The following is a 16,106-nucleotide window of genomic DNA, read 5'->3' on the forward strand; positions in this document are numbered from 1 at the left end:
GCTGCTGACCCTGCGCTGCTGGCTCCTGCGCTCAGGCGTGGGCGAAGATGTCCTGATGGCCGATCGTCACCGCCTGCGCGCTGGCGCGCCGCCGCGCCCAGTCGGCAAAGGCGGCGTGCCGGGCCGGCTCGATGTCGCCGGCAGCCCGGGCGACGCCGGCGGTGAGGGCGGCGATGAGGCCGGAATCGGCGGCGCCGAGTTCCCACGGGCTGTCGCCGGACCATGAGCGATAACCCTGCTGCGCCAGAAGATGCGCCAGAGCCTCGCCGGCGGCGGGCCCCAGCGCGGGACCGAAGCCCTTGTCGCCGCGCTGGTGGCGGTTGAAGGCGGCGACCGTCGCCGCGTCGAGCGGATCGGCGGGCTGCCACCGCGCCGCACCATCATAGTTCAGCACCGCATAGAGCGGCACCCGCCGCAGGGCGAGGCCGGCGACGAGCCGTTCCAGCCACGCCTCCGACACCAGGTCGAACAGCGCGGCCGCCGTCACCAGCTCGGCGCCGGCATCGCCGCTATCGGCGAAGTCGAGGGCGCGGGCGGTCAGGTCGGCGCACTCGAACCGCACCTCGATCCGGCGCCCGTCCTTCTCCAGCCTGATGCCGGTCTCGGTGGGGCTGGCGCTGTCGGCCCAGCCGCCGAGGCGGCGCCCGGCCGCCTTCAGCAAAGCGGGGTCGCCGTCGATCAGGTGCCAGTGCTGGCACGGCGGCAGCAGCGGGGCGAGGCCGCGCAGATTGGACCCGGTGCCGCAGCCGAGATCGACGACGGTCAGCGCGGCGCGGCCGGCGAAATGCGCGCGCACCCGGGCCGCAAGCTCGGCATTGCGCGAGGCGTGGTCGACCGGCTCGCGCAGGGCCAGCCAGTCGGCATCGAAGCCGCTCATTGGACAATCTCCTCCAGGGCGCCCCTGATGAGGGCGGCGGTTCCGGCCCAGTCCGGAAGGGTCTGCGCGTGGCGCCACGCCGCCTCCGCCTTCAGGCGCCGCCGGTCCGGATGGTCGAGTATCAGGCGGATCGCCTCCGCGAGGCTGCCGGCATCGTCGGGCGCGGCCAGCAGCGCGGCCGCCGGCGGCACCGTCTCGGGAATGGCGCCGGCACGGGTCGCCACGATCGGCAGGCCGCGGGCAAGTGCCTCGGCCAGCCCCATGCCGAACCCCTCGAACAGCGAGGCGGTGACGAACAGGTCGGCGGCGTCGAATTCGTCGGCGAGCGCCTCCGGCGCCAGCGCGCCGGTCAGGCGGATGCGCCTCTCCAGCCCATGCGCCGCGATGCGCTGCCGCACGCGGGCCGTCTCCCCGGCGTCGCGGTCGGTGGCGCCGACGATGTGGCAGGTCCAGTCACGCGCGACGAGGGCGGCGAGGGCGTCGACCAGCACGCCATGGGCCTTGCGCGGGATCACCGCGCCGACGCAGAGCAGGCGCAGGGGCTGCCCGGTGCCGCGTGCGCGGGGGGCGGGATCGGTGCCGGGCACGGCGACCGAGAGCCGCCCGGCCGGGACGCCATAGTCCTGCGCCAGCAGCCGGGCTGTGGAGGGGCTGGTGGCGATCACCGCCGCCGCCTCGGCCAGCGCGGCGCGTTCGCTGGCGCGCAGCGCCGCCTTCTGCCGGCCATCCAGCCCGGCCTCGCAGGCCAGCGGATGGTGCACCAGCGCCGCCAGCGGACGCCGCAGGCCGCGCAGCAGCGGCGCGGGCAGGGCGCCGAAGGCGAGGCCGTCGATCAGCACGGGCAGGCCGGGCGCGAGGGCGCCGAGCCGTTGCACGCTGCGCGCCAGTTCGTCGGGCGTGGGGAACGGAAAGCCGTCCGGCAGGGCGAGAGGCGTGACCGGGCAGCCGGCGCGCCGGCATTCGGCGATCACCCGGCGGTCATAGGCATAGCCCCCGGTGGCAAGTTCGATGTCGCCGGGAATGGCGAAGGCGAAACCGGTCACGCGGCGCGCCTCAGCGAAGGCCGGCTTCGAAGCTGGCGCGGGCGAGGTCGGTCTCGTGCAGGGTGACGCGGATCTTCGACAGGCCATCCGCCTCCTCGCCCAGCGCGCCGGCGCGGGCGGCGGCGGCCATCGCATCGAAGATGTGCCGGGCCAGGAACTCGGTGGTGGTGAGCCGGCCGGCGAATTCCGGCAGGCTGTCGAGATTCTGGTAGGCGAGGGGCCGCAGCGTCTGCTTCAGCACGTCGAGCGCCGCGCCGATGTCGACCACGACGTTCCTGACCGTCAGTTCCTCCCGAAAGAAGGCGACGTCGACGACGAAGGTCGCCCCGTGCAGGCCCTGCGCCGGGCCGAAGAACGGATCGGGCAGCGAGTGGGCGATCATGATGCGGTCGCGGACTTCGACACTGTACATGGCATTCCTCATCGGTAATCGAGCAGGATCGCCAGCGCGTCCGCCCGCTCGGTCAGAAGTTCCGGCAGCCGCGCCGGGGCCTGGGCGAACGGGACCACATGGGTGACCAGCCGGTCCAGGCGCGCATCGTCCAGCAGAACAAGCGCCTTGGCGAGCCGGCGCGCATGCGGCCAGCGCGGCCGTCGCGTCGCGGATACGGAGCCTACCTGCGAGCCGATCAGTTGCAGCCGCCGGCTGTGAAAACTTTCGCCGAGAGGCACGGCCGGGACGCGGTCGCCATACCAGCTGACCTCGACGACCCGCGCCTCGACGCCGCCGGCGGCAAGGGCGGTCTTCAACCCCGCTTCGGTCGCGCTGGTGTGGAACACGATGTCGGCATCGTCGCCGACCGCATCGGGCAGGGCGAACGCCGCGCCGAGGCTTCGCGCCAGCTCTGCCCGGCCGGGGTTCACGTCGACCAGCGTGACATCGGCGCCGGGCAGCCTTGCGGCCAGCGCGGCCAGCAGCAGGCCGATCACCCCGCCGCCGACGATCGTGATGCGATCGCCCGGGCCGGCGCCGGAATCCCACATCGCGTTGAGGGCGGTCTCCATGTTCGCCGCCAGCGTGGCGCGCGTGGGAGGAAGCCCGGCGGGCAGCGGCAGCGCCGCCGTGGCCGGCAGCCGATAGACATCCTGATGCGGGTGCAGGGCGAAGACGGTGCGGCCGGTCCATCCGTCCGGCCCGGCCTCGACGATCCCGACGCTCTGATAGCCATACTGGACCGGAAAGGGAAAATCGCCGTTCTGCAGCGGCGCCCGCATGCGCTGATGTTCGCCCGGCGGAACGCGGCCCTCCAGCACCAGGCGCTCGGTGCCGCGGCTGACGCCGGAGGCGAGGGTCCGCACGGTCAGCATGTCGGGTCCCCGCCCGCCGAGCGGGGCATGGCGCAGCTCGTAGCACCCCGGCGCCACGCACCAGAGCTGCCGCGAATCCGTATCGGCCGATTCTGTCATGACGGGTTGCCCTCTTTGCCGTATCGCACTCCATAACAGCCACACAGTGCCGTTATGTCCCCACATCCGCGTGAACCGCGGCCGCTGGGCTGCGTACAAGCTAGAGTGGCGTCGTAAGCGCGTCCGGTTCGGGGACAGGGTACAGGCATGAGTCTGAATGAAAAGATTGCGGAGGGGCTGCCGCCCGCCGCCGAGATAGCCGAGCGCCGAACGCCGACCGGGGTGCAATCATTGCGGCAGTTGTTTCGCCGGCGTGCTTTCGTGTTGACGCTCAACGCGGCGACCTATGCCGGGCTGGTCGCGCTCTTTGCCCAACTCCTCGGCCATGGCGGGTTCACGCTGCTCGACGGGCTGCTGCTCGCCGCCTTCTGCCTCTCCACGCCCTGGACCATCCTCGGCTTCTGGAACGCGCTGATCGGCCTGTGGCTGCTGCACGGCCCCGGCGACGCGCGGGCGTCGGTCTATCCCTATGCCGGCAGGGCGGCCGACGACGCGCCCATCACCGCGCGGGTCGCGGTGGTGATGACGCTGCGCAACGAGGATCCCGAGCGGGCCTTTGCCCGCCTGCGGGCGATGCAGGCGGATCTCGCGGCCGCCGGCGCCGGCGGGCGTTTCGCCTGGTTCGTGCTGTCCGACACCACGGATCCCGCCATCGCCGCCGCCGAGGAGAGGATCTTCGCCGCGTGGCGGGCTTCGCTGGGCGAGGGCGTGTCCCTCAGCTACCGCCGGCGCCTTGAGAACACCGGCTTCAAGGCCGGCAACATCCGCGATTTCCTCGAGCGCTGGGGCGATGCGCACGATTTCATGCTGGTGCTCGACGCCGACAGCCTGATCGGCGCCTCGACCATGCTGCGTCTCGTGCGCGTCATGCAGGCCAATCCGCGGCTCGGCATCCTGCAGAGCCTCGTGGTGGGCCTGCCCTCGCGCTCGCCCTTCGCCCGTATCTTCCAGTTCGGCATGCGCCACGGCATGCGCTCCTACACCATGGGCGCGTCCTGGTGGGCGGGCGATTGCGGCCCGTATTGGGGGCACAATGCGGTGATCCGCATCGCCCCGTTCAAGGCGCATTGCGCGCTGCCGGTGCTGCCCGGCAGGGGGCCGCTCGCCGGGCACATCCTCTCGCACGACCAGATCGAGGCGGTGCTGATGCGCCGCGCCGGCTATGAGGTGCGGGTGCTGCCGGAGGAGATGGACAGCTTCGAGGAGAACCCGCCGCATTTGACCGAGTTCACCCGCCGCGACCTGCGCTGGTGCCAGGGCAACATGCAGTACTGGCGGCTGATCGCCATGCCCGGGCTCAAGCCGATGAGCCGCTTCCAGATCGCCTGGGCGATCCTGATGTATGTCGGCGCCTTCGCCTGGATCGCCTTCATCGCGCTTGCCGCGCTCAAGGTGTTCGACACCGGGCGTTCCGATGCGCCGTTTCCGGTGGAACTCGGGATCACCCTGTTCGTCGCGACCTTCCTGATGAGCCTGGCGCCGAAGCTCGCCGGCCTTGCCGACGTGCTGCTCCGCCCGGGCGAGCGGCAGCGCTATGGCGGCACCGGCAGGCTGCTCGGCGGCGCGTTGGCCGAGTTCCTGTTCTCCGTGCTGCTCGGTCCGGTCGTCGCCTTCCGCATCGCGCTGTTCATGGTCGGCCTCGCCTTCGGCCGGACGGTGACCTGGGAGGCGCAGTCGCGCGACGCGACGCGGCTGTCGTGGCGCACCGCCTTCGCCGGGCTGTGGCCGCAACTGCTGTTCGGCAGCCTTCTCGGCGGCCTGCTGTGGGTCTTCGCCCCCGCCGCCCTGCTCTGGGCGCTGCCGGTGCTGGTCGGCCTCCTCGGTGCGGTGCCCTTCGCGGTATTGACCTCCGAGCCCGCTCTCGGCCGGTGGCTGGCGCGCGCCGGCCTGTGCGCGACGCCGGAGGAACTCCAGCCCACCGGTCGGATGGACTGGACCCCTTCCTCCCCGGCGCTGGCGACGAATTCCTGACGGCCGCCGCCCCGGCCGGCGGGCGTGCGGCCGGGGCGAACAGGCTCAGATCAGGAAGTCGAACTGCGAGGCGTCGAAGGTGCCGTGCCCGACCAGTTCGAAGTGGACCTCGTCGCCCTGTGCGATCACGGCGTTGGCGGCGAGGTTGCGCACGACGTAGCCATCCTCGTCGCGTGAGACGATTTCCGCGCCATGGATCGCGGCGATCTCGAACGGCGTCTCGATCGCCAGCGTCCAGCCCTCCACCGCCGCGCCGTCATTGTGGATGACCACCTCGGCGGTGAAATCGTTGGGCCGGCTCTCGACCAGCGTCATCGAGGCGTCGATCAGGTCGTCGCTGAGCGTGGCCACGGCGAGGCGCGCGAGCGGGGCCTCCTCGCCCACGGCGCGGCCATTGACGACGAAATCGTCGGCTGTGACGGCGCCGCCGCCGGGCGAGGCCTGGAAGCCGAACTCCACCGTGCCATCCGCCGCGACCTTGCCGTTCCACGCCGCGTTGCGGACGACGTAATGGTCGCCGACATGGCTGACGATCTCGGCGTTCCAGATGTTGGAGATGTCGAAGGAGGCGTCGAACTCCACCGTCCAGCCGTTCAGCGACGCCTCCGGCGTCAGCGTCATCTGGCCGACGAAGCCGGCGCCCCAATTGTCGTTGACCTTGAACGCCACCGCGTCGCCGCCGGCTGGTGGAGGCGTGGCGACGTCGTCGTTCTGGATGGTGCCGCGGCCCGCGCCATCGACGAGAGTGGCGCCGGACGGGTCGGAGAGGGCGAGGGTGAAGGTCTCGTTGCCCTCGACCACACCGTTGCCGATCAGCGGCACGCTGACGGTCTTCGAGGTCTCGCCGGCGGCGAAGGTGAGCGTGCCGGACAGCGCCTCATAGTCGAGCCCGGCCACCGCTGAGCCGTTGGCGGTGGCGTAGCGGACGCTCACCGGCCCCTCGGCGGCGGCCGACAGGCTCACCGTGAAGGTGAGCAGGCCCGGCGCGTCGGCGCTTCCCTCCGGGGCGGCGGTGTCGCTGACGCTGAGGCCCGGCAGGTCCGGTGCCGCGATGTCGTCGTCGACGATGGTCGCGATGCCTTCGGCAATGCCGATCACCGCGCCCTGCGCATCGGTGAGCACGAGCGAGAACTGCTCGTCGCCCTCCACCAACGGGTCCCCGGTGATGGCGACACGGACCGTCTTGCTCGTCTCGCCGGGCGCAAAGGTCAGCGTGCCGCTCGCGGCGGTGTAGTCGCCCGCGCCGGCGTCGCCGGAAACGGTGTGGAAATCCACCGTCACCGCCTCGGCGGCGGCGGCCGAGAGGCTCACCGTGAACACGGCATAGGCGGTGGAGCCGGCGCCATCCCCGCCCTCGCCGAGCTCGAACTGGATCGGCTCGAGATAGGCGAGCTTGTCGGTGTGCACGGTGCGCCAGTCATCGGCGAGGATGCCGCCGGTATCGGTGGAATTGGGGTTCCACGACCAGTAGGTCCAGCTGATGCCCTGCGCGCCGGCCGGCAGGTCGATGGTGCCGTCATTGTCGAAGTCGCCGGCCATGTAGGAGGTCAGCGCCTCCAGCCAGGGGGCGTCCTTGGGGTCCTCCAGCCTGGTGCCGAACTCGCCGATGAACACCGGCGCGATGTTCTCGCGGTAGATATAGCCCCACATCTCGTCGAACTTCGCCGGCAGGTCCTGGGCGAAGTCGGGGTCCTGGAACCAGGGCTGCTCGTAGACAGAATTGCCGTAGTCATGGGCGGAATAGACCAGCTTGCCGGGCACATCGAGTTCGATCGGCCGGTCGCGCACGCCCTGGAGATTGCCGCCCCACCAGTAGCTCTCGCCGTCATAGGAGCCGACGCCCTCGACGAGGATCAGCCAGTTCGGGTTGACCTCGCCGATGGCATTGCCGGCGCGCTCGGCCGCCGCCGCCCAGTCGTTGGCGCCGCCGCCGCCCCAGGTTCCGTTGTAGGGCTCGTTGTGGAGGTCGGCGCCGATCACGGCGGGGTTGTCGGCATAGCGTGCCGCCAGCATCTGCCAGTCGTCGATCCACTGCGCCTCGGTATGCGCGGAATCGTACCAGAGGCCGTTATCCGAGGTGCCGGCGCCGAAAGAGGAGCGGTGATGGTCGAGGATCACCTTCAGGCCGATCTCGCCGGCATAGGCGATCACCGCGTCCATGATTTCCAGCGGGCTCAGTCCCTGGAGTTCCGGGTTCTGCGAATAGTCGATGCCGCTGGCGCTGGAGGCGTGCAGCGTGTCGGAGGCGAAGGGCAGGCGGATGGTGTTGAAGCCCAGCTCCTTCATCTGGTCCATCATCTCGGTGAAGGACCGCGTCCAGACGCCATGCGGCGAGGCGTTGGTGGATTCGAGGCCGAACCAGTTGACCCCGGCGATCTTCACCGGGTTGCCGGCGGAATCGACGATCTGGTTGCCGGAGGTGGAGAACCAGCCATCCGCGCCCCCGCCCGCTCCGGCATCGCCCTCCACCACGGTGGCGTCGGACACGGAGACCACCGGGGGCGGCGCCACGTCGTCATTGACGATGGTCCCAATGGCCGTGCCGTCGGCGATGGTGGCGCCGGAGGGGCTGGAGAGGGTCAGCGTCAGCGTCTCGTTGCCCTCCACCAGGGTGTCGCCCCGGACCATCACATGCACGGTCTTCGAGGTCTCGCCGGGGGCGAAGTCGAGCGTGCCCGACAGCGCCTGATAGTCCTGCCCGGCGGTTGCGGTGCCGTCGGCGGTCGCATAGGCGACGCTCACCGGCCCGCTCGCCGCCTGCGACAGGGTGACGGTGAAGGCGAGGTGGGCCATCCCGTCATCGCCCTCGGTGACGCCGGCATCGGCGACGGAGATGGCCGGCGGCATGGGCTCCGGCTCGCCGCCGGGCTCGCCCACGGCGCGGCCATTGACGATGAAGTCGTCGGCCGTGACGGCGGCGCCGCCGGGCGAGGCCTGGAAGCCGAACTCCACCGTGCCATCCGCCGCGACCTTGCCGTTCCACGCCGCGTTGCGGATGACGTAATGGTCGCCGACATGGCTGACGATCTCGGCGTTCCAGATGTTGGAGATGTCGAAGGAGGCGTCGAACTCCACCGTCCAGCCGTTCAGCGACGCTTCCGGCGTCAGCGTCATCTGGCCGACGAAGCCGGCGCCCCAATTGTCGTTGACCTTGAACGCCACCGCGTCGCCGCCGGCCGGCGGGGCGGACGTGTCGTCGTTGAGAAGCGTGCCGGTCGCGGTGTCGTCGGCGATGGTGGCGCCGGTGGCGTCGGACAGGATCACGGTGAAGCGCTCATCGGCCTCGGCGACGAGGTCGCCGATCACGTCGACATGCAGCTGCCTGGCCGTCTCACCCGGCGCGAAGGTGATGGTGCCGGTGGTCGCGGCGTAGTCGGCGCCGGCCAGCGCGGTGCCGTTCGCCGTGCGGTACTGCACCGTCACCGGCTCGGTCGACGCCTTGTCGAGCGTCACCATGAACATGAAATGCACATGCGCGCCGTCGCCCTCGGCGATGGTGAGGTCGGCGACCGAGATCGCGGGCGGCACGCCGGGCGCCTGCGCGTCGTCGTTCACGATGGTGCCGGTCGCCCGCCCGTCGGCGAGCGTGGCGCCGGAGGGCGAGGACAGCACAAGGTCAAAGCTCTCGTCGAATTCGAAGCCGGTGTCGCCATTGACCGTCACGGTGACGGCCTTGGTGGTTTCGCCGGGCTGGAACACCAGCGTTCCGAGCGCGGGCTGGTAGTCCGAACCGGCCAGCGCGGTGCCGTTGAGGGTGGAATAGTCCACGCTCACCACCCCCGCCGCCGCCTTGGACAGGGTGACGGTGAAGGTGACGAGGCTCTGTCCGCCGTCACCCTCGGAGACCTGCGCGTCGGCGACGCCGAGCGTGGGCCGGTCGTCCGGCTCGGCGGCCTTCGCCGCTTCGATCAGCCCGCGCCAGGTCTGGTAGGTGGCGTCCTCCACCGCGACGATGTTGTTGTAGTCGAGCGCGGCGAGCGACACGCCGTCGAGCCTATAGGTCTGGTTCTGCCCGACGATGGTGATGACCACCGAGCCGTCCACCTCGGCGACGGTGAACTCGCCGGGGCGGAAATACATGAAGTCGAGCCGGTCGGTGGCGGGATCGAAGGCGAGCACGGCGTCGACGCCGTAATTCCAGTCGATCAGGTAGGTCGTGCCCGCGTCGCCGCTCGGCGGGCTGCCGGGGCCGGCGGCGCTCGGCCAGGCGTCGGTGCCGACGGTGGGGATGTCGTCGCGGCCGATGACCTGCGAGTCCGGCACCTGCGAAAAGCCGAGCTGCGACCACAGCCGGTCCTCGCGGGCCTGCGCGAAATGGAACAGGAAGTTCTCGGGCGACAGCTCGGCGACCGTGGTGCCCTGCAGGATCAGCGTCTGGCCGGTGGTGTAGTTGCCGATGACGACGCCCTCGGCGCCATCCACCATGTAGATCTGCTCGCGTGAGCCGTAATAGCGGAAATCGACGACGTCGGTTTCGGGGTCGAAGGCCACGCGGTCGATCTGCCCGATCTCGTGCGAGCGGGCATAGACCGTGTGGGGGGCAGCCGTGATGCCGTGCTCCCAGGCCAGCGCGCCGCTGAGATCCTGCCGCAGGTGATCGTTCTCCACCGGCACGAAGCTGTCGACGGTGAGCTGGCCGAGCGAGACGCCGACGATCAGCGTCTGCTTGCCGGTCCACGGGTCCATGAAGGCGACGCCTTCGGCGGTGTCGACCACGATGAAGGCGTGCACCGAATTCGACCCGAGGTCGAGCTTGTCGGTCGCCGGATCGAAGCCCTCGATGCGCCGCTCGCCCGACGCCGGCAATTCCGCCGAGTAGATGGTTCCGGCCATGTCTGCCCCCGCTCTTCGCCTTGCGCCCGCTCACCCCGCGAGCCTGCAAAGCCATGCCACGACCTTGCGTCATCATCACCGTGGGGCGGCCCGCCAGTCGACGAAGGCGGCGCAGAAATCGACGAGCGTGGCAGCGGCGGACGGTCCTCGGCGCGCCGGCGTGCTCACCGCTCGCGGAACGCGCGCGCGATCTGGTCCTTCAGCGGCTTGAGGAGGTATTGCAGCGGCGTGCGATCCTCGGTGCGCAGCAACACGTCGGCCTGCATGCCGGCGCCGATGTGCTGCGGGGCGAGGCGCGCGCGCTCCCCGGCGGCGATCGCCACGCGGACGGTATAGAAGAGCGCGCCGGTCTGCGCGTCGCGGCTGGTGTCGGCTGCGATCCGGGTGACGCGGCCCGCGAGCTGCGGCGTGGTACGCTGGTTGAAGGCGTGGATCCTCACCTGCGCCTCCTGGCCGGGCGTGATCTGGTCGATGTCCGGCGGGTTGACCCGTGCCTCCACCTCCAGCGCCTCCTCTGCCGGCACGATCAGCAGGACGGGCTCGGCCGGGCTGATGACGCCGCCGACCGTGTGGACGGCGAGCTGGTGCACGTGGCCGGCGCTCGGCGCGCGGATGTCGACGCGGGCGAGCTGGTCCTCGGCCGCGACGCGGCGCTCGACGAACTCGGCGATCCGGGCCTGGATCTCGCTCAGTTCCTTCATCACCGCCTCGCGCAGCACGTCGCCGATCTCGATGATCTGCAGCCGGATCTCGGCGATCTTGCCCTCGGCCTGCGCGCGGGCCGCGATGAGCCGGCCCTTCTCGCCGTCGAGTTCGGCGGCCTCGCGCTCCAGCGCGGTCTTGCGGCTGATGGCGACGAGGTTCTTGGCGTAGAGATCGCGCACGCCGACGAGTTCCTCGGCGATCAGCCCGGCCTGCCGGTCGCGGGCGTCCTGCTGCGCCTTCAGCCCCACCACCTCGTCCTCCAGCTGGCCGATGCGCCGGGCGAGCTGCGCCTTCTGCCCTTCGCGGGCGTCGCGGCGGGCGTCGAACTGGTTCCGCTCGGTGGCGATCAGCTCGGCGATGGCCGGCTCGCGGCGGCGCGGCGCCAGCTCCGGTGCGATCGCGACGGTGTCGCGGCGGTCGCGCTCGGCGACCAGCCGGGCCCGGCGCGCGGCGAGTTCGTCGAGCTGCTTGGCGACGACCTGCAGATTGGCGCGGGTGATGGTGTCGTCGAGCCGGATCAGTATCTCGCCGGCCTCGACCCGGTCGCCTTCGCGGACCCTGAGTTCGCCGACGATGCCGCCGGTCGGGTGCTGGACCTTCTTCACATTGCCGACGACGACGAACTGGCCGGAGGCGACGACGGCACCGGCGAGGGTGGTGGTGACCGCCCAGACGCCGGCGGTGCCGGCGAACAGCAGCACGGCCGCCCCGCCGGCGAGCCACAGCGTGCGGAGCGCGGCGCCGAACTCCGAGACGGTGTCGGTATCCTTCGCCTCCGTCATTTCGCCCCCCCTGGTCACGACGCTACCGCCGCCCGCTTGATACCGGGCAGCCCGCCCTGCCGCGCCAGCCTGGCCAGCACCTCCTCCTTCGGGCCGATGGCCTGAAGGCGGCCCTCCGCCATCATGGCGATGCGGTCGAGGCCGGCGATGGCGCTCTGGCGATGGGTGACCATCAGCACGATGCCGCCGCGCGCCCGCACCCCCTCGACGGCATGGGTCAGCGCCTCGTCGCCGTCATGGTCGAGATTCGAGTTGGGCTCGTCGAGCACCACCAGGAAGGGCGACCCGTAGAGGGCCCGCGCCAGCCCGAGGCGCTGGCGCTGGCCGCCGGAAAGCGTCATGCCGGCCTCGCCGATGCGGGTGTCGTAGCCCTCTTCCAGCCGCAGGATCAGCTCATGCGCACCGGCCGACCGGGCCGCCGCGACGACGGCCTCGTCGGTGGCCTGCGGATCGAAGCGGGCGATGTTCTCGGCTACCGTTCCCTCGAACAGCTCGACATCCTGCGGGAGATAGCCGACATGCCGTCCCAGCGCCTCCGGCGCCCATTGGTCGAGCGCCGCCCCGTCGAGCCGCACCTCGCCCTTGAGCGGGCGCCACACGCCGACAAGCGCACGCACCAGCGTCGACTTGCCGGAGGCGCTCGGCCCGATGACCGCGAGGCCCTGGCCCGCCTCCACCCGCAGCGTGATGCCGTTGAGGATGGGCGCCTGTCGCCCGGGAGCGGCTACGACGAGATTGTCGGCGGTGAGCGCATGGCAGGGCGCGGGCAGGCGGGTATGAGCGGTCTCGTTCATGGCCGGCAGGGCCAGCACCTGCCCGAGGCGGCGCACGCCGAGCCGCGCCGCGACAAAGCCCTTCCAGTTGGCGACGGCGATCTCGATCGGCGCCAGCGCGCGCGAGGTCATGATCGAGGCGGCGATCATCGCCCCGCCGGAAATCTCGTCATGCATGGCGAGATAGGCGCCGAGCCCGAGCACGGCCGACTGCAGCACCATGCGGAACACCTTGGCGAAGGCGCCGCTGCCGCCGGTGAGGTCGGCCGCCGCCAGCCACGCGCGCACATGGCGAAGATTGGCCTCGTGCCATCTGCCCTCGAAGGCGGGGGCCATGCCCATGGCGGTGAGCACCTCGGCATTGCGCCGGCTGGCCTCGGCGAGGGTCTCGCGGGCGGCACGGCTCGCCATCTGCGCCTTCGCCGCCGCGCGGCTGGCCAGCTCGGTGATCGCGGTCAGCGCCACGATGACCATGCCGCCGGCGAGCGCCAGCCAGCCCAGCCAGGGATGCAGCAGGAAGCAGCCGGCGAAGAACAGCGGCATCCACGGCATGTCGAACAGCGCGGTGGGCCCGAGCGAGGACAGGAAGGCGCGGATCTGGTCGAGGTCGCGGATCGGCTGCAACGCTTCTTCCGGCCGTCGTCCGGCCAGCGACAGGCGCCGCGTCGCGCCGAAGGCCGCCGGCGACACCTGCTCGTCGAAGCGCGCGCCGATCCGCGCCAGCATCCGCACCCGCACCGCGTCGAGAAAACCCTGCAGCGCATAGGCGGCGAGCAGCAGCAGCGACAGCCCGATCAGGGTCGGGACGCTGCGCGAACTCAGCACCCGGTCATAGACCTGCAGCATGTAGAGCGAGCCGGACAGCATCAGCACGTTGATGACGGCCGAGAACGCCCCCACCGCCAGGAAGGCGCCACGGCAGGACGACAGGGCGCGCGCGACCGCAGGAAGCGGTGTCGCAGGAAGCGAGGCGGCGGGTGAGGCGGGGGCCATCGGGAACCTCGGGATGGCGGGCCGCTTGCGGACTCCCGGATATGGATCGGCACGGCCCGCGAGCGGCTATGCACCGTTGCGGAAAGATGCCATGGGCTAGGCAGCTTCTCACCCTGGCGGCGGCATCAACTCGATGAACGTGACGCAGAAATCGACGAGCCGGCCGGTCCGGTGCCGGCGCCGGCGTTGCACGGCGCGGCGCGGGGGCCGGGCATGACGGGCGTTCCCCCGCCTTCCGCCCCTTCCCTCCGCGGCCTGTGGCGGTGGCCGGGCCCGTTCGCGCAGGCCCAGATCATCGGCTGGAGCCTGTTCGCGCTGGTGGACATGGTCAACCGGCAGCTCGCCTATCAGGACATTGCCGCCGCATTGACCCTGACCGCCATCGTCTGCCCGGTCCTGTTCACGCTGTCGGCCGGCCTTCGCCGGGTCTATGACCGTTTCCTCCCCGGCGGCGGGCTGCATTGGCCGATGTTCCTGGGGATCGTGCTGCTCTCCTGCGCGGGGGCCGGGCTCGTCGTGGCGGTGATCGCCGCCGCGCGGCAGACCTTCGGCTGGAGCATCCCGCATTGGCGGCCGGTCGAGGAGATCGCGCTTCCCTTCGTCTACTACACCGCCATCCTGCTCGGCTGGAGCCTGCTGCTGTTCTGGGTCCGGGCCGACCGCCTGCGGCTGATCGAGCACGAGGCGGCCAGCATCGCCCAGGCCGATGCGCTGCGGGCGGAGATCCAGCAGCTGCGCCTGCAGATCAACCCGCATTTCCTGTTCAACGCGTTGAACGGCATTGCCGAGGAGGTGCCGGAGCATCCCGCCGCCGCGGTGGCGATGCTGCGCGACCTCACCGACTATCTCCGGCACATCCTCGCCGGCATCCGCACGCCGGTGGTCCCGGTCGAGGCGGAAATCGCTGCGCTGGCGGCCTATCTGCGCATCCAGCAGGCGCGGTTCGGCCCGCGGCTGCGCACGCAGGTGGCGATGGACCCGGCCGTCGCCGGGCGGGCGATCGCCAACGGTCTGCTGCAGCCGCTGGCCGAGAACGCCATGGAGCACGGCGACCGCTCGGACCTGCTGGAGCTGATGCTGCGCGTCGGCACCGAGGGCGCGGCGCTGAGGATCGACATCGAGAACACCGGCCGCCTGGCGCCGACGCCGCGCAAGCGGCTGTCGCATGGGCTCGGCCTCGCCAATCTGCGCCGGCGCCTCGATGTACACTATCCGGGCCGCCATTCCTTCAGCCTGGCCGAGGCGACGGGGGAGCACGGCGCGGGGCAGGGGGCCGCCACGCAAGGGGAGGCAACCCGCGTGATCGCCACGCTGGTGCTCGAAGGCGACCCATGCTCCGCGTCCTGATCGCCGACGACGAGCCGCTGGCCCGCCGGGCGCTGCGCCGCCTGCTGGCGCCGCATGCGGATGTCGATCTCGTCGGCGAGGCCGACAGCCTGGCGCAGGCGATCGTGCTGATCCGGCAGTGCCGGCCCGATCTCGTGCTGCTCGACATCGAGCTGAACGACGGCGACGGTTTCGACCTGCTCGCGGCGCTCGAGACGCCGCCCCTCGTGGTGTTCGTCACCGCCTATGCCGAGCATGCGGTGGAGGCCTTCGCCGTCGCGGCGGTGGACTATCTGCTCAAGCCGGTGGCGCAGGAGCGGATCGACACCGCGCTGGCCCGGGTTCGCCGCCTGTCGGCACCCGCTGCCAAGGGCGCTGACGCGCGCATCGAGCTGCGCCTGCCGGGGCGGGTGCTGCGCTGTGCGCCGGCCGACATCCTGGCGGTGCGGGCGGAGGGCGACTTCAGCCGGGTCCTTCTCGCCGAGCGGCCGGCCCTGATGATCCTGCGCGGCCTCGGGCAGTTCGAAGCCTCGCTGCCATCGCCGCCCTTCCTGCGGCTCGGGCGGTCGATCATCGTCAATTGCGAGCGTATCGTCGGCGTCGAGGCGCGCTCGCGCGACGAGGTTGAGGTCGCGCTGCAGGGCATGGCGGCGCCCATCCGGCTCGGCCGCGCGGCGGCGGCGCGCCTGAAATCGGCGCTGTCCGCGCGCCGCGGCTGAGGCGGCGCGGCCTCCTCCAGAACGTTGCGGGGCGGCGATCGGGCCAAGGCCGCCGAACGCCTGATATCGGGCCCGTCCCCGGTACCGCCGGTGAAGGCCGGCCCGGCATGTGGATAAGAAAGCGCGGCGAAAACAACCGGATAGGCCATGCGCCGTCCATTTCGGGGCGTTGTCGGCGGCCTGTCATTTTTCTGATGTGATGGGTGTTGACAGGCGCGGAGGGCCGGGCCTATAAAGCGCCCATCGACGCGGCGCCACCGCAACGGCGGGTTTGGCGCTCCTCTGTAGCATCCCACTTTGGTGCGGTTGCGGCGGCCGGTGCAAACCGGACGGGAGATGTCGATGCGCTTATGGGTGTGAGCCTATAGGTAGGGAGGCTTCGGTCTTCGAGATTTGAGCTTCGGCTCGCGGGTTTTGGCCCACGCTGTTTGACAAGTGAAGAGTAAGAAAGAGAAACGTGGACGGCGGGGTCCTTGCGGACTTCCCTGGTTTCGGTCGGGGAAGTCGGATGAGACTTCGGCGGTCTTACGTTCTCGGAGCCGCGCATCCTGTGAAGGATGTGACTGGTTCCAACCTCGTCAAGAGGTTTTGAGCGTAGCGACGCAAAGCCGGATTTAGATATCTCATTCAACTTGAGAGTTTGATCCTGGCTCAGAACGAACGCTGGCGGCAGGCTT

At 70.9% G+C, this 16,106-nt stretch carries 10 protein-coding genes; 3 read left to right on the forward strand and 7 right to left on the reverse strand.

What is annotated here, in order from left to right:
• Positions 1-31 precede the first annotated feature (31 nt).
• From KHC23_RS19885 to KHC23_RS19900, 4 genes are read right to left on the reverse strand one after another with little or no spacing between them, the layout of a single operon-like run.
• Positions 32-877, reverse strand: coding sequence for a class I SAM-dependent methyltransferase (locus KHC23_RS19885; protein WP_213375054.1), 846 nt, complete (start codon positions 875-877; stop codon positions 32-34).
• On the reverse strand, positions 874-1,920 hold the full coding sequence (locus tag KHC23_RS19890; protein WP_213375056.1) for a glycosyltransferase family 4 protein: 1,047 nt from the start codon (positions 1,918-1,920) through the stop codon (positions 874-876). The genes KHC23_RS19885 and KHC23_RS19890 overlap by 4 nt, the downstream gene beginning before the upstream one ends.
• Before the next feature lie 10 nt (positions 1,921-1,930).
• A complete protein-coding gene (locus KHC23_RS19895) occupies positions 1,931-2,332 on the reverse strand; it encodes a 6-pyruvoyl trahydropterin synthase family protein (RefSeq protein ID WP_213375058.1) in 402 nt (133 codons plus the stop codon).
• Between the two features lie 8 nt (positions 2,333-2,340).
• On the reverse strand, positions 2,341-3,327 hold the full coding sequence (locus KHC23_RS19900; protein ID WP_213375060.1) for a zinc-dependent alcohol dehydrogenase: 987 nt from the start codon (positions 3,325-3,327) through the stop codon (positions 2,341-2,343).
• Positions 3,328-3,474: 147 nt separating this feature from the next.
• Here KHC23_RS19900 and mdoH point away from each other — a divergent pair, with 147 nt between their 5' ends.
• Complete coding sequence (gene mdoH / locus KHC23_RS19905; RefSeq protein WP_213375062.1) at positions 3,475-5,298, forward strand: glucans biosynthesis glucosyltransferase MdoH; 1,824 nt, start codon at positions 3,475-3,477, stop codon at positions 5,296-5,298.
• Between the two features lie 45 nt (positions 5,299-5,343).
• Here mdoH and KHC23_RS19910 read toward each other — a convergent pair whose 3' ends face one another.
• The 3 genes from KHC23_RS19910 to KHC23_RS19920 form a co-directional block, all read right to left on the reverse strand.
• Entirely contained in the window at positions 5,344-10,131 is a 4,788-nt protein-coding gene (locus KHC23_RS19910) for a Calx-beta domain-containing protein (protein ID WP_213375064.1), read from the reverse strand.
• A gap of 164 nt (positions 10,132-10,295) precedes the next feature.
• Positions 10,296-11,618: an HlyD family type I secretion periplasmic adaptor subunit gene (locus KHC23_RS19915; RefSeq protein ID WP_213375066.1), complete on the reverse strand. Its 1,323-nt coding sequence runs from the start codon at positions 11,616-11,618 to the stop codon at positions 10,296-10,298.
• A 14-nt stretch (positions 11,619-11,632) separates the two neighbouring features.
• The gene (locus KHC23_RS19920) at positions 11,633-13,384 is read right to left on the reverse strand and encodes a type I secretion system permease/ATPase (RefSeq protein ID WP_213375067.1); all 1,752 of its coding nucleotides are present in this window, start codon (positions 13,382-13,384) and stop codon (positions 11,633-11,635) included.
• A gap of 213 nt (positions 13,385-13,597) precedes the next feature.
• Here KHC23_RS19920 and KHC23_RS19925 point away from each other — a divergent pair, with 213 nt between their 5' ends.
• Together KHC23_RS19925 and KHC23_RS19930 are read left to right on the forward strand one after the other, a co-directional pair.
• A complete protein-coding gene (locus tag KHC23_RS19925) occupies positions 13,598-14,731 on the forward strand; it encodes a sensor histidine kinase (protein WP_213375069.1) in 1,134 nt (377 codons plus the stop codon).
• Positions 14,716-15,429, forward strand: coding sequence for a LytR/AlgR family response regulator transcription factor (locus tag KHC23_RS19930; protein WP_213375071.1), 714 nt, complete (start codon positions 14,716-14,718; stop codon positions 15,427-15,429). The genes KHC23_RS19925 and KHC23_RS19930 overlap by 16 nt, the downstream gene beginning before the upstream one ends.
• The last annotated feature ends 677 nt before the right edge of the window (positions 15,430-16,106 follow it).

This window comes from Ancylobacter dichloromethanicus (genome assembly GCF_018390645.1).
GTDB classification, from domain to species: Bacteria; Pseudomonadota; Alphaproteobacteria; order Rhizobiales; family Xanthobacteraceae; genus Ancylobacter; species Ancylobacter dichloromethanicus.